Raw genomic sequence first — 14,256 nt, forward strand, 5'->3', positions numbered from 1 at the left:
GGAATCATCATGGATAACAAACGTCGTCAATTTTTGAAAACAGGCCTTGCTGCCGGTGGTGTTGGAGCTTTTGCTGCAGGTTATGCGACAACCACAAAACACATGGTTCACGGTGCTATCGATGGCACCGCGGGTAAGAAAACCAATCACATCCATCACGGTAATTCGCTAGAGACAGAATACAGTGTCGATGAGCAAGGTAAGATCTCGCCGAATCCAAACCAACGCGTTGCACCATCAATGTGTTTTGGTTGCTGGACACTGTGTGGATTGCGTGTACGTATCGATAATCGCAATGACGAGATCTTGCGTATCTCGGGCAACCCGTATCACCCGCTATCAAGTGACCAACAGATCCCATTCAAAACACCGGTAAAAGACGCCTACATTGGCTTGTCTGGTGAATCAGGCATCAATAACCGCTCGACAGCCTGTGCCCGTGGTAACGGCATGTTGGAGATTCAAAACAGCCCATACCGAATCACTCAACCGCTCAAACGCGTTGGTAAGCGTGGTGAAGGCAAGTGGGAACCAATCAGCTACGAACAACTTATCTCTGAGATCACCGAGGGTGGTGACTTATTCGGTGAAGGTGAAGTTGAGGGCTTACGATCGATTCGTGACATCGAAACACCACTCGATCCGAACAACCCTGAATACGGACCAAAAGCCAACCAACTGCTTGTGACTAATGCCGGTAATGAAGGCCGTGACGACATCTTGAAGCGCTTTGCATTTAACAGCTACGGCACTCGTAACTTTGGTCACCATGGATCTTACTGTGGCTACGCGTTCCGCGCAGGTTCAGGCGCGATCATGAACGATCTAGACAAGTTCTCGCACTTAAAGCCCGACTTCAACAACGCAGAGTTCATTCTTTTCATCGGTATGTCTCCAGCTCAAGCGGGTAACCCGTTTAAGCGCCAAGCAAGACAGCTGGCTGAAGCTCGTACCAACGGAAAACTGAGCTACACCATAGTGACTCCGAGCCTTCCTGCAGGATCTTCAAGCCTTGCTGCGGGCGATCGAAACAACTGGCTACCGATCAAACCGGGCACCGATTCAGCATTAGTGCTGGGTATGATCCAATGGATCATCGAGAACCAACGATACAATCACGACTTCTTGTCTCGCCCAAGCGCACAAGCGATGCAAAAAGCAGGCACCACGCATTGGTGTAATGCTTCACACCTTGTGATCAGTGACGAAGCACACCCACAAAACGGGCGCATGCTTCGCGCATCGGATATGGGTTTGCTAGAAACAGGCGAACCGATGTCTGACGATGACGGATTTATCGCACTTGATGTGACAACGTCACTATTGGCATCACATATTCAGGTGAATGAAGCGGCTCTGTTCGTCGATCAAGACGTAGAAGTTGATGGTCAGACTGTTCGTGTTAAGTCTTCTCTGCAAAGATTGAAGGAAGAAGCCTTCAAATATGACCTTGCATACTACAGTGAGCAGTGTGAGATCCCGCAGGACCAAATTATTGCACTAGCGAAACGCTTTACCAGTTACGGGACGAAAGCAGTCGTGGATACTCACGGTGGCAACATGCACACCAACGGCTTCTACAACTCGTTCTCTATCCTAATGCTGAACGCGCTGATCGGTAACATCAACGCGAAAGGCGGTGCGATGGCGAAAGCGGGTGGCTACCCGACTTCGGTTGCAGGCCCACGCTACGACTTTACTAAGTTTAAAGGTAAGACTAAGCCTCAAGGCGTGTTCTTGTCCCGCAGCAAGTTCCCGTATCAAAAAACCAGCGAATACAAACGTCGCGTTGCCGCCGGTGAGTCACCTTACCCGACGCGCGCGCCGTGGTATCCAATCTCAGCACCGCTGTTAACCGAGCACTTATCAGCTGCGATTGATGGCTATCCTTACCGCGCAAAGGCATGGATCAACCACATGGCGAACCCACTTTATGGTGTTCCGGGTTTAGACAACTTGCTGGGTGAAAAGCTTAAGGATCCAAAACAGCTTGGCTTGATCGTGTCTATCGATGCATTCATCAATGAGACCACAGCATTATCGGATTACCTCGTGCCAGACACGGTGACCTACGAAAGCTGGGGCATGGCAACACCTTGGCATGGTGTCGCGACTAAAACGATCACCGCTCGCTGGCCGATTGTTGAGCCTAAAACTTCCCGCACTCAAGACGGACGTGCCATCAACCTAGAGAACTTCTTTATTGATCTAGCGAAAACACTGGGCTTAGGTGGCTTCGGCGACAACGTAATCAAAGACAATCAAGGTAACTGGCACGGTATTCATAGCGCTGAAGACTTCTACCTGCGCTCAGCTGCTAACTTGGCGTTCGTAAAAGGTGGCGTGCCGAATGTAGACGCCGAAGATATCGTTTGGTCTGGTCTAGAGCGCCTTATACCTGTAATGCACAAAACGCTTAAACCAGAAGAGATGCTCAAAGTAGCGTACATTTTTGCGCGTGGCGGTCGTTTTGAAGACGCAACCAATGCGTATACCAATGAAACTATGAAGTACAAATGGACCAAGCCATTGGCTATCTGGAATGAAAAGCTTGGTACCTCTCACAACACCATCAGTGGTGAGCAGTACATGGGTTGCCCGACATGGTATCCACAAAAGCTGGCAGACGGCACGCCATTAGCAGAGCAATTCCCAGCAAAAGAGTGGCCGTTCACCCTGACCAACTTTAAGTCCAACATTCACAGTGCGGTGTCCAACTTGTCACCACGCTTGGAGTCTATCAAAGGCGTGAACCCGGTTTACATTCACCCACAAGACGCCTCTTCTGCAGGCATCAAAACCGGTGACGTATTTGCCATTGAAACACCGAGTTCAACCACACACGCGTTGGCGATGGTGATTGATGGCATTAAACCGGGCACATTAGGCTTTGAACACGGCTTTGGCCACAAAGAGCTCGGTGAACGTGCACACTGGATTGGTGACACACAACAACCAGTGAAGATGAAGTCAAACGATGGCGTTAATATCAATGATATTGGTTTAATTGACCCAACGAGAGAAGGCAAAGGCGTGATGTTGGATTGGGTTGTGGGGGCAGCAGCAAGGCAAGCGCTTCCGGCTAAGATCTACAAGGTCTAGCTTAAACTCAGCAAGCTATAACTTAATCACTGATTCAAAACACTTCCTTATCTGATTTGCAGATGAGAACACAACAGGGCAACTTCGTCATTCGAGGTTGCTCTGCTTTTTCGTCCCCTTGATCTAGAAAAGCACCCTATTTGGATAAACGTCCAATCTACATAAAGTACCCAATCTACATAAAGCATCCGCTCTAGATAGAGTAATCAACCCAAAACCATTAGGTAATCTTCATTTCACCACAACTTTTTTAGCCCGCATCCATAAAGCAGCTATGCTTATACAATCGGTGCCATAAAAGAGCCTTAACAAGCAGTTATACCGAGGCGAACATGGCAGTTCCCTTGCACTTCGTTAACGGCAGTTGGATTCGCCTATCGAAATCCACATCAATACCACTATGGTGATTGAGGTTATTAATGTGAGACTTACCTCAAGTTCCCAGTGAATTAATGTGGAAATCCACAATAGCGCGAGCAACCAATTATGTCGAAAATGCGTGCATTACAACCAATAGCGACGCCTCATGATTAAGCTGAACATAAAAACTCAAACTCTAACGCTTTGCATCGCTGCTCTGGGAAGCCTTTCTTTATCCGGTTTTGCACAAGCAGCACCCAATCCAATGCCAGAAGCCGCAGAAACCTGTAGCGGTTGCCACCAAGCCGACGGGAAAGGCATGCCCAACATCGCACCTATGCTTGCAGGGCTCAATGCTGACTACCTAGAACATCAACTAGTCTTATTCTCAAGTGGTGAGCGTCAAAGCGCGATCATGAAAGGCATGGCTGATGGTGTGTCTGATCCTGCGATTCGTCGTGAAGTTGCAGAATACTTCGCTTCATTACCTTCATACGACTTCACCGATTTAGAACAACGCGGCTCACAAGCCGATATCGATAACCCGTATCGTAAACTTGTATTCCAAGGTGATTGGGATCGAAACATTCCTGCTTGTGCTACCTGTCATGGACCAAGTGGTATGGGCGTAGACAAATTTCCTCGCCTAGCGAGTCAGCATGCCGACTACATTCAGACTCAGCTCAACGCTTGGAAAAACGGCACTCGTAAGGGTGATGATTTAAACATGATGGGCAATATCGCCGGCAAGTTGACCGACGATGAGATCAAAAACCTCTCTTACTATTTCGCATCTTTCCGATACTAAAGGGCTCGCATGAAAACATTACTTTTAATTACCGCAACCCTTGCCTCTGGAATCGCTTATGCCGAAGCTGAGTTGCCAGATCGCCAAACCGAACTGCCAGCCGTTGAGAAGCCTCAAGACAACAAATATCTGGTGCCACGAGACTTGGTTGATATCCCTGCTGGGGAATTTGGCGACAAAGTAAAATTGGGGTACTCGCTGTTTGTCGATTCACAACAGATGCGTGGTACGTTCGTAGGCAATGAACAAAACTGTGTCAACTGCCACATGCAAGCGGGCATGAAGCCTAACGCTGCCCCTCTTTGGGGGGCGTACATGGCCTACCCTGCGTATCGTTCTAAGAATGACAAGGTAAACAGCTACGCAGAACGTATCCAAGGTTGCTTCACCTACTCAATGAATGGTCTGCCACCGGCCGAGGGTTCAAAAGAGATGGTCGCACTGACGGCTTATTCATACTGGCTGGCGATGGGCGGCATCTTAGATAAGAACGGCATGCAAGATACACCCGTTCCTGAGATTAGCGATGCCGACTTACAAGTCGGTGGTAAAGCTGAAAGCTTCCCTCTTCCGGAAGAACTGCTAAGCAAATACCCAATCGATGACCGAAGCAAACTGGCAGGTCGTGGCTATCCTAAGATTGATAATCCTGAACAAGAGCCATCGATAGCGCGTGGTGAAAAGGTTTACCAAACCAACTGCCAAACCTGTCATGGTCAAAATGGTGAAGGTATTAAAGGGGCTGACGGACGTTCATACTTTCCACCATTGTGGGGCGAAAACGCGTATAACTGGGGCGCGGGTATGCACCGGGTGAACACCGCTGCCTATTTCATCTATGAAAACATGCCGCTTGGAAAGAGCCAGCAACTTTCGATTCAAGATGCATGGGATGTGGCTGCATTTGTGAATAGTCATGAACGCCCACAAGATCCTCGATACAAGGGTGATGTTGCTAGCAATGCTAAGCGCTACCACAATCACCAAGGTTACTATGGCAAAGAAGTTGATGGTCATGTACTAGGTACCAAAGCTTATCCGAGTGGTAAAGAAGTGATTCATGAGCATTAATAGGTATTTGTGAATATGAGCCGTTCACGCCAGCTATAGCTAAGCTTTACATTGTAAATCAGTGATAGCCGGAACAATTAAAAAGGAGCCAGATCGTGTGACGATCTGGCTCCTTTTTAGTTTGAACTATTAGAAACACAACTAACCTTGCTGCATCTTCTCCCAAATGGTCGGAGAGCCAATATAATCTTGAACTGTAGTAATAAACTCTTTGACCAGCTTGGTCTGTTTACGGTGCGGATACACAGCGTAGATTGCAGTATCAATCGTTGAAATCGGGTAATCCGGAAGCAAAGTAACCAAGCCTAACTCTTTCATTGAGGCATACAGGTTTGATTGATCAAGGAAGCCATATCCGAGGCCATCTTTCACACAGGAGACCATGGTGCGAACATCACTTACCTTATAGTTACCGCGAATCGTCAGGCTCTGGAAGGTATTACCGTGCGGCTCTTCACTGATACGTAAATGATCGACCGTCATATCGCCATTGGTATAAATCACAGCAGGTAGCGCGAGCAAATCTTGTGGCGTTTTCGGTTCACCGTGCTGCTTCACAAAATCGTTTGACGCGACCAACATGAAATTACTGTCGGCAATCTTCTTCGCAATCAAATTCGATTCAACAAGCTTACTGAAGCGAAACGCGATATCAAACTGCCCTGCAATGATATTGGCGATCTTATCGTCTAGTGAAAGTACGATCTGAACATCTGGGTACTTTCTCATGAACTGAGTGATGATAGGTTGCAAATATTGCTGCCCAAAATAGATCGGTGAAGTAATTCGTAGCACGCCTTTTGGCTCTGACTGGTATGAATCTGCAATGCCTTGAATCTGATTGATGGTGTCTTTCAGTACATAGGTTTGTGCGAGAATATCTTCCCCTGCCGACGTCAACGAAAACGAGCGTGTAGAGCGGTTCAGCAGCTGAACACCTAAATCTTGCTCGAGCTTTTTGATCTGTTTAGAGAGTGATGAGTTGTCCATATCATGTAAGGTTGCCGCTTTGGTAAACGACCCTTGTTGAACCACATCTAAGAACAATAACAACTGATTGGTATTTGGCACTGCGCCTCTCCTGAAATAAAACTCGACTAGCGTTCGTCTTTAGGGGTGTCCATCACAACCATAGTCGTAATAGATTTCACCTGAGCACATTCCCCAAGCACATCGGCATGAAACTTCTTATAGCCCGGTAGGTCTTTGGTTTCTACCCTTAGCAAGTACTCGTTGGCACCGGTAATGTTGTGACACTCCACCACCTCTTTTTCCATACTGACGTGCTGTTCAAACTCCAGCTGAGCCGCTTTGCTGTGGCTTGATAAACCAATCGAAACATAAGCAATAAAACCTACCCCCATCAGCCCATTATCCAGAACCGCACGGTAACCTTGAATGATACCTTTACGCTCAAGATCCTGGACGCGCCTTAAGGTCGCAGAAGCCGACAAGCCAATCCGTTCTGAAAGCTCAATGTTGGAGATTCTGCCGTCCAATTTAAGCTCTTGCAATATCCTTTCGTCAAATCTATCCATAAGTACTTATTATTGTGCATTTAGTGATAATAGAGGAAATAAAAGCACATAATTACCTCACTTTCCACCTACTATGTTTCTCAACACGTGAAAGTCATGACCGGTCAGTCACTTCGTTCATTTTTTGCTGGAGAACCATAATGCCTTTAGAACAACTTAGCGCACTTGCCTTGTTTGCGTTCGTCTCGACCTTCACACCAGGTCCAAATAACATCATGCTCATGACATCAGGAGCAAATGTTGGCTTTGCCCGTACTATTCCGCACATGCTTGGCATTGCTCTAGGGTTTGCAGCCATGTTGCTGCTGGTTGGCTTCGGTTTAATGGGCATTTTCAACGCTTATCCGGTTACTCACCAAATCTTGAAATACCTAAGCCTTGCTTACCTCGTGTACCTTGCAATTAAGATAGCATTGAGCGGCAAAGCCAAAAGCACCGAGGCTTATAAGCCAATGACCTTCATCGGCGCGGCAAGTTTTCAGTGGGTGAACCCGAAAGGTTGGTCGATGGCGCTGACGGCAATTTCAGTCTATAGCAGCGGCAGTTCATGGTGGGAGCTTGCGATCATCGCAGGTATCTTCACGCTCGCCAACTTGCCTTCTGTGACCTTCTGGACGGCAGCAGGTAAACAACTGCAACACTGGTTAACCACACCCGTCCGTATCAAAAGCTTCAACTACGGTATGGCAGGCTTGCTTCTAGCATCGACCATTCCGATGCTCTAGTCGAATAACTTCTGTATTTTAACGGTTGGTACTCCTGTGCTAACCGTTATTCTCTTTATAAATAACCCACAAGTTCACTAAGCCAACGACCAAACATCGTCTGCCCGCTCGGCGTTAACGTCCACACAAACGCCGCAACATTCACTGCCACTGTCACCCAATATATGGCTCTGAACGGCTGCTTCTGCGTTTTATGACGCAGCTTATCTTGAGCAATCAACGCCCCTAGCCAGCCACCAGCAACAGAAAAAATATGCAGAGTTTTCTCTGGCACACGCCAATTGCCATTGATCGCTGCTCGCTTGTCCTTCGCGTACACAAAAAACGTCACGAAACCGATAACCAAATACCACACCAACAGCGCTTTAGAACTTTCCGCAAACAACACAGACACCGCCACCAGAACCAAATAAGTGATAACGATTTGAATAGATGAAGACAACATGACTCCTTTTGAGCAACAGCTCACATACTGTAGCAATTACGCCCTGTAGATTTTGATAAGGATGAGTAAGGCATATTGTAATTCGGTTAGCCTGCAAAGAATAAACAAGCCCTTTCATCCCTACATAACATGATGGAAGTTAAAGGAATTATAAATATGTACAACCAAAAGTACGCCATCTACCAAGTTTTTACGCGTTTATTTGGCAATAAAAACACCCAACATGTTCCATGGGGCACAATCGAGCAAAATGGCGTCGGTAAGTTCAGTGATTTTACCGACAAAGCGCTGTCTGAAATCCGCAAACTCGGTATGACTCATATTTGGTATACCGGAGTGCCACATCATGCGCTCATCAATGACTACAAGCACCTTGGTATTTCAGACGATCACCCTAGCGTGGTGAAAGGCCGTGCGGGATCACCATATGCCGTCAAAGACTACTATTCCGTAAACCCAGATCTCGCAGACAACCCTGAATGCCGACTAGAGGAGTTCGAGGCACTCATCAAAAGAAGTCACGACAATGGTTTAAAAGTGATTATCGATATCGTACCGAATCACGTTGCGCGTCATTATAAAGGCTTAAACAACCCAGAAGGTGTCAGTGACTTCGGCGCTCAAGATGACACAACGCTGGAATACCACAAAGACAATAACTTCTACTATATTCCCAACAGCACCTTTGAATTGCCAGACATAGAGCCCGCTTTTACGCCGCTAGGTGGTGAACAGCATCCCAACCTAAACTCCCCGTTTATAGAGACGCCCGCCAAATGGACAGGTAACGGCTCACGTTTAGCCAAGCCTAGTTTCGACGATTGGTATGAAACCGTAAAGATTAATTACGGTGTGCGCCCTGACGGTTCAAAAGATTTCCCTGAGATCCCCAAAGACTATGCCCAACGCGATTACCGAGAGCATCACCAATTCTGGGAATCGGTCGCTGTGCCTAGCTCTTGGGTTAAGTTCCGAGACATCGCCTTGTTCTGGTTAGACAAAGGCGTTGATGGATTCCGTTACGACATGGCTGAAATGGTGCCAGTTGAGTTTTGGAGCTACCTCAACTCATCAATAAAGATGAAAAACCACGATGCCTTTCTGATGGCAGAGGTGTATCAGCCGGACTTGTACCGTGAATACATTCACTTAGGCAAGATGGACTACCTCTATGACAAGGTAGATCTGTACGACGGCCTCAAAGCCATCATGCAAGGCAAGGCTTCAACGGCAATCATCCCTGAAATCCAACATCAAATGCACGACATTGAACATCATATGCTGCATTTTTTGGATAACCATGACGAGCAACGAATCGCCTCACCAGAGTTTGTAGGCAATCCACATATCGCAAAGCCTGCGATGCTAGTTAGCGCTCTATTGAGCAGCTCTCCAACCATGATCTACTTTGGGCAAGAAGTCGGCGAACCCGGTGCGGAGAATGCAGGCTTTGGACAGCCCTCACGAACTTCCATATTTGACTACATCGGAGTCCCACAACACCAAAAGTGGATGAACCACGGCGCATTCGATGGCGGGCTATTAGACGAAAACGAAAAGCAGCTGCGTCACTTCTATCAAAAGGTAATGAACTTTTCGCTAGAGCACTCATCGATAACAGGTGATTACCAAGACTTACACCAGTGCTGTAACTTAAGTGATTCAGTCTACGCATTTCTGCGCTCTGACCACCAAGAGCTAACCATTGTTGCAGCTAATTTCAGCCAACATACCACTGAAAATATTCACTTAAAGATTCCAAGTGATGTAATCCAAAAACTCAAATTAGTTGATGGTCGTTACATACTCAATGAATATATTGAAGGCATAGCGCAACAAGTGCTCGACATTGAGAACAGTGTTGGCAGTTTTAATATTGAATTGAAACCGCTGGCGTCTTTGGCTTGGGTGTTATCCTTAAATGGATGATATACCTATCAATATAAATTACCGAACAGCTCGCTTTTAGCTAATTGATAAATAACTTAATTTCCACATTAAATTAACACTCTCTCAATTCGATATATTACTCACAATAATAAGGATGAGCTCTCATCCTTATTAACTACGCCTAGCCTCTACGCCTTACATTATTGATATTATGCAAATGAGTCATTGATCCAATTAATTTAACAATAACCAAATACAAAGCGTGATATTGACACTAGGTTTCCTATATTTACGAATTTAAAATAACTTTATACATTGCCATCACAAATAGTTGACCTTGGTTAAAGCTAGGATATTCATCTTCATAAAAAGTGAAATATGGATATCAAAACGTGAACAACATAAATATTAATAAAATTATCTCTCTACGAAATACCTTCAATGTAACCAAAAAGAGAAGCTTCAAGCGCTCTACTTTGGCCAAAGCAATTTTACCTCTATTCACCGCTACTTTGATTGCAGGTTGTGGCAGTGATAGTGACAATGACACCGACGCAGGCAATGATGGCTTATACAAAGCAGGCGAAAACGAAGTAGTAGTGTATTACAAACGTGATGTTGCAGCCGCAAGCACTTCAGGCTCTACTTACGACGGTTGGGGACTTCACCTGTGGAATGGCGAAGGCTGTACTAGCACAGACTTAGTCGGCATGGGGTTGAGTGAAACCGGAACCGATTGGAACAGCCCTTACGAATACGATGGTATCAGCGATACTTACGGTGCTTACTATGTGTTGAAAGTCGATCCTGATGCTTCTGACCCACATAAATGCATGAACTTCATCTTACATAATGGCGACGAAAAAGCGTTTGGCAGTGCCAATTCTAAAATCGAGCTCACTAAGCTTGGCGATTCACAAGGTGTATTCGGGTTCCATGGCAGCAGCGAGTTATATTACGACCCAATTTCAGAGCGCCCAGTCAATATTGATGGTCAAAAAGCACATTGGTTAGATGCGACCACCATTGCTTGGGAAGCCGCTAGCAATGCCGACTCTGTGAAGCTGTTCTACGCACTCGATAACAGCATCACGATGAACGACGACAAAGAGATTGTCGGTGGCACTGCAATTGAACTAAGCAAAGACGGAGAACTATCTTCTGAATTGAAAGAGCGTTTCCGACACCTTGCAAGCTTACCTGCCCTAGCTATCGATGTTGACGACAGCACACTTCGCACTATTTTAAAATCTCAGATAATTTTTGTTGCCTACAATGCCAATGGCGATGTTATCTCTTCAACTGAGGTTCAAAAACCTGGTGTGCTTGATGCGGTATTTGCTAGCGAAGATGCTGGTAATGCAATGGCTGAAGAACTCGGCGCGATTGTTGAAGGCAGTGCGGCGACCTTCAAGCTTTGGGCACCAACCGCGCAAGATGTAGAGCTAGTTCTTTACAGCGAAGACCTGAAAAGCTCACAAGTTTTTCCAATGACAGAAAGCACTGAGACGGGTATTTGGGCGACTGACGCGGTGTCTAATGCAGTCAACAGTTACTATCGTTACCAAGTGAAGGTCTACCACCCAACTACAGGAAATATCGAAACTCGCCTAGTAACCGACCCATACTCTCTCAGCTTGTCAAAGAACTCAGCATACTCTCAAGTGATTGACCTGAATGATTCAACCTTGAAACCAGCGAACTGGGACAACTACCAACGACCAACCGTAGAGAAAGACGAAGACCACGTACTTTACGAATCACACCTACGTGACTTTAGTTTCAGCGATAAGCTCGGCACAGCTAGCCTAAATGGCAAGTACCTCGCTCTTACAGAAGCCGATCGTGAGTCGGTCAAACACCTACAAGCTCTCCAAGAAGCAGGTTTAACTACGCTGCATATCTTACCAGCATTTGATATCGCTACCGTCGATGAAGATGCCGCGAGCCGTGTTGATATCACCGACACCGTAGGAAAACTGTGTGATGTAAAACCGACAGCTACCTTATGTGGAAGCGAAGACGAAAACAAAGTCATCGAAGACGTACTCGATGGTTATGACCCTTCAACGGGTGACGCACAAGCATTAATGAATGACCTTCGTATGCTTGATAGCTTCAACTGGGGCTACGACCCATTCCATTACACGGTTCCTGAAGGAAGTTACGCGACCGATCCTAATGGTTCTCAGCGTATTCTCGAATTCCGTCAGATGGTCAAAGCTACGCACGACATGGATCTTAAGCTGATCATGGACGTGGTATACAACCACACCAATGCGTCTGGTGTGAACGATAAGTCGGTACTGGATAAGATTGTCCCTGGGTACTACCACCGTCTTAACGTCAACACTGGTGGCGTAGAAAACTCGACTTGTTGTGACAACACTGCGACCGAAAACCTGATGATGGGTAAATTGATGGTCGACTCACTTAAGGTGTGGGCTGACGACTACAAAGTGGATGGTTTCCGTTTTGACTTGATGGGCCACCAGCCAAAAGATGTAATGGTCGAAGCATTGGAAGAAGTGCGCAAAATCGACCCGAATACTCTGTTCTACGGGGAAGGCTGGGACTTTGGTGAAGTCGCCAACAACGCCCGCTTCGATCAAGCAAACCAAATCAATATGGCAGGTACAGAAATCGGTACCTTCTCAGACCGTTTGCGTGACGCCGTTCGTGGTGGTAGCCCATTCGATGGTGGTGTCGACTCAGAAGGGAACCACCCACTTCGCTTTAACCAAGGCTTTGGTAACGCAGCGATTGCCAATGAAGAAACCAAAGTTGATCAAGATTCGATCAATGGTCGTTTACATAACCAAGACCTTGTTCGTTTGGGGATGGCAGGTAACCTCGCAGAATACGTACTGATTGATTACAAAGGCGATACCAAACTGGGTAAAAACGTTGATTACAACGGCGCGCCAGCTGGTTACACCAAGATGCCTTCCGAGAACATCTCTTACGTTTCCAAACACGATAACCAAACACTTTGGGATAACAACGCTTACAAGATCGCCACTGGTACTAGCTCTGCAGAGCGTGCGCGTATGCAGTCTGTATCGCTTTCTACCGTGATGCTAGGCCAAGGCATACCATTCATCCATATGGGTTCTGAACTGCTACGATCTAAGTCTATGCAGCGCGATTCTTACGATTCTGGTGACTGGTACAACCGCGTCATGTTTGATGGGACGGACAACAACTGGAATGTTGGCTTACCTCGTGAAGATAAAGATGGTGCAAACTGGGATCTGATCAAAACAATCATTGCTGACAGCGCGGCTAAACCAGACTCAGACGACATTGAGCTGACTAAGCAGCAATTCCTAGAGCTATTAAAGATCCGTAGCTCAAGCGAACTGTTCCGCTTAGATACAGCTGACGAAGTTATGAAGCGTGTCGACTTCCGTAACGTAGGCGAAGATCAAGTCGAAGGCCTGATTGTCATGTCGATCGATGATGGCGTGTCTGCGGGCGACGATCTTGACCCTGCAAATGATGCGATTGTGGCAGTTGTAAACTCAACTAATGAATCTCAATCATTCAAAATCACAGGAGCAACCGGCTTTACACTTCATTACGTTCAACAAAACTCGGCTGACGACACAGTGAAAGGCGCAAGCTTTGCCGCTGAAACCTTCACAGTCCCTGCACTAACTACCGCTGTATTTGTACAAGCTCAAGGTGATGCACAAGGTGCTGGCCTGCCAGTTGATAACTCAGACAAGGATGTATCTAGCATCCCACCATACGGCCAAACAACAGTTTACGTTAAAGGTGACATGAATGGATGGGGCGCAACGGATGATTGGGCAATGAGCTTTGTCGCTAATGGTGTTTATTCTGTGACAGGCAACTTGGAAGCGGGTAACTATGGCTTCAAGTTTGCTGATGCTGATTGGGTATCACCTAACTTTGGTTGCGATTCAGTCGAACTTGCTGGTGGGTCAATCGACCTAGGTACTGATGGTAACTGCCAATTAAGCGTAACAGAAACTGGCAGCTACACATTCACTCTGAATGCAATTCACGAGCTGGATGACAATGTAGATGGTCCAGTTGTTTCGGTCACTAAGCAGTAAAGCTTAAAGTATCGAAGCGAAGTAACAGATAATAAAAACCAGCGAAAGCTAGCCTTTGGGAGACGCCAGTCTCCCTTTTTTTGTCCTAAACAAACACCATTCCCAATACACCACATCAATCCATGGTCTCCATTAATCCCAATGTTAATAGATAAAACGAACCACTTTAGTTCTCAGGGCAAGATCATGAAAAACCCATATGGAATAAGGGGTAGCGTGAAGTGATGTTTCC

Annotated in this window: 9 protein-coding genes; 6 read left to right on the plus strand and 3 right to left on the minus strand. The window is 46.5% G+C overall.

Annotation, left to right across the window (positions count from 1 at the left end):
- Positions 1-9 precede the first annotated feature (9 nt).
- From BCU07_RS13885 to BCU07_RS13895, 3 genes are all read left to right on the plus strand, one after another.
- Entirely contained in the window at positions 10-3,102 is a 3,093-nt protein-coding gene (locus BCU07_RS13885) for a tetrathionate reductase subunit A (protein WP_102428525.1), read from the plus strand.
- 526 nt (positions 3,103-3,628) lie between these two features.
- Positions 3,629-4,270 carry a c-type cytochrome gene (locus BCU07_RS13890; protein ID WP_048610546.1) on the plus strand — a complete coding sequence of 214 codons (642 nt, stop codon included), beginning with the start codon at positions 3,629-3,631 and terminating at the stop codon, positions 4,268-4,270.
- Between the two features lie 9 nt (positions 4,271-4,279).
- Positions 4,280-5,341 carry a c-type cytochrome gene (locus BCU07_RS13895; protein WP_102428524.1) on the plus strand — a complete coding sequence of 354 codons (1,062 nt, stop codon included), beginning with the start codon at positions 4,280-4,282 and terminating at the stop codon, positions 5,339-5,341.
- A 141-nt stretch (positions 5,342-5,482) separates the two neighbouring features.
- On the opposite strand, the gene BCU07_RS13900 is transcribed toward BCU07_RS13895, so the two are convergent.
- Together BCU07_RS13900 and BCU07_RS13905 are read right to left on the minus strand one after the other, a co-directional pair.
- Complete coding sequence (locus BCU07_RS13900; protein WP_004732134.1) at positions 5,483-6,412, minus strand: LysR family transcriptional regulator; 930 nt, start codon at positions 6,410-6,412, stop codon at positions 5,483-5,485.
- 26 nt (positions 6,413-6,438) lie between these two features.
- Positions 6,439-6,879 carry an Lrp/AsnC family transcriptional regulator gene (locus tag BCU07_RS13905; protein WP_065583777.1) on the minus strand — a complete coding sequence of 147 codons (441 nt, stop codon included), beginning with the start codon at positions 6,877-6,879 and terminating at the stop codon, positions 6,439-6,441.
- Between the two features lie 140 nt (positions 6,880-7,019).
- On the opposite strand from BCU07_RS13905, the gene BCU07_RS13910 reads away from it, so the two are divergent.
- Positions 7,020-7,604 (plus strand): LysE family translocator, encoded by a 585-nt coding sequence (locus tag BCU07_RS13910; protein WP_017058847.1) that lies wholly within the window; start codon positions 7,020-7,022, stop codon positions 7,602-7,604.
- Between the two features lie 55 nt (positions 7,605-7,659).
- Here the strand turns inward: BCU07_RS13910 and BCU07_RS13915 are convergent, their stop codons facing one another.
- A complete protein-coding gene (locus BCU07_RS13915) occupies positions 7,660-8,049 on the minus strand; it encodes a DUF1294 domain-containing protein (RefSeq protein ID WP_017064222.1) in 390 nt (129 codons plus the stop codon).
- Between the two features lie 156 nt (positions 8,050-8,205).
- Between BCU07_RS13915 and BCU07_RS13920 the strand changes: the two genes are divergently transcribed.
- Positions 8,206-9,978, plus strand: a complete 1,773-nt coding sequence (locus tag BCU07_RS13920; RefSeq protein WP_102428523.1) for an alpha-amylase family glycosyl hydrolase — start codon at positions 8,206-8,208, stop codon at positions 9,976-9,978.
- Between the two features lie 353 nt (positions 9,979-10,331).
- Positions 10,332-14,024: a pullulanase-type alpha-1,6-glucosidase gene (gene pulA / locus BCU07_RS13925; protein WP_102428522.1), complete on the plus strand. Its 3,693-nt coding sequence runs from the start codon at positions 10,332-10,334 to the stop codon at positions 14,022-14,024.
- The last annotated feature ends 232 nt before the right edge of the window (positions 14,025-14,256 follow it).

The sequence above is a fragment of the Vibrio sp. 10N.261.54.E10 genome (genome assembly GCF_002877735.2).
Lineage (GTDB): Bacteria > Pseudomonadota > Gammaproteobacteria > Enterobacterales > Vibrionaceae > Vibrio > Vibrio crassostreae_C.

Excerpts from the sequence above, each read along its gene's own strand:
- BCU07_RS13885 (WP_102428525.1), top strand. The coding sequence starts at position 10 with ATGGATAACAAACGTCGTCAATTTTTGAAAACAGGCCTTGCTGCCGGT.
- BCU07_RS13890 (WP_048610546.1), top strand. The coding sequence starts at position 3,629 with ATGATTAAGCTGAACATAAAAACTCAAACTCTAACGCTTTGCATCGCT.
- BCU07_RS13895 (WP_102428524.1), top strand. The coding sequence starts at position 4,280 with ATGAAAACATTACTTTTAATTACCGCAACCCTTGCCTCTGGAATCGCT.
- BCU07_RS13905 (WP_065583777.1), bottom strand. The coding sequence starts at position 6,879 with ATGGATAGATTTGACGAAAGGATATTGCAAGAGCTTAAATTGGACGGC.
- BCU07_RS13910 (WP_017058847.1), top strand. The coding sequence starts at position 7,020 with ATGCCTTTAGAACAACTTAGCGCACTTGCCTTGTTTGCGTTCGTCTCG.
- BCU07_RS13915 (WP_017064222.1), bottom strand. The coding sequence starts at position 8,049 with ATGTTGTCTTCATCTATTCAAATCGTTATCACTTATTTGGTTCTGGTG.
- BCU07_RS13920 (WP_102428523.1), top strand. The coding sequence starts at position 8,206 with ATGTACAACCAAAAGTACGCCATCTACCAAGTTTTTACGCGTTTATTT.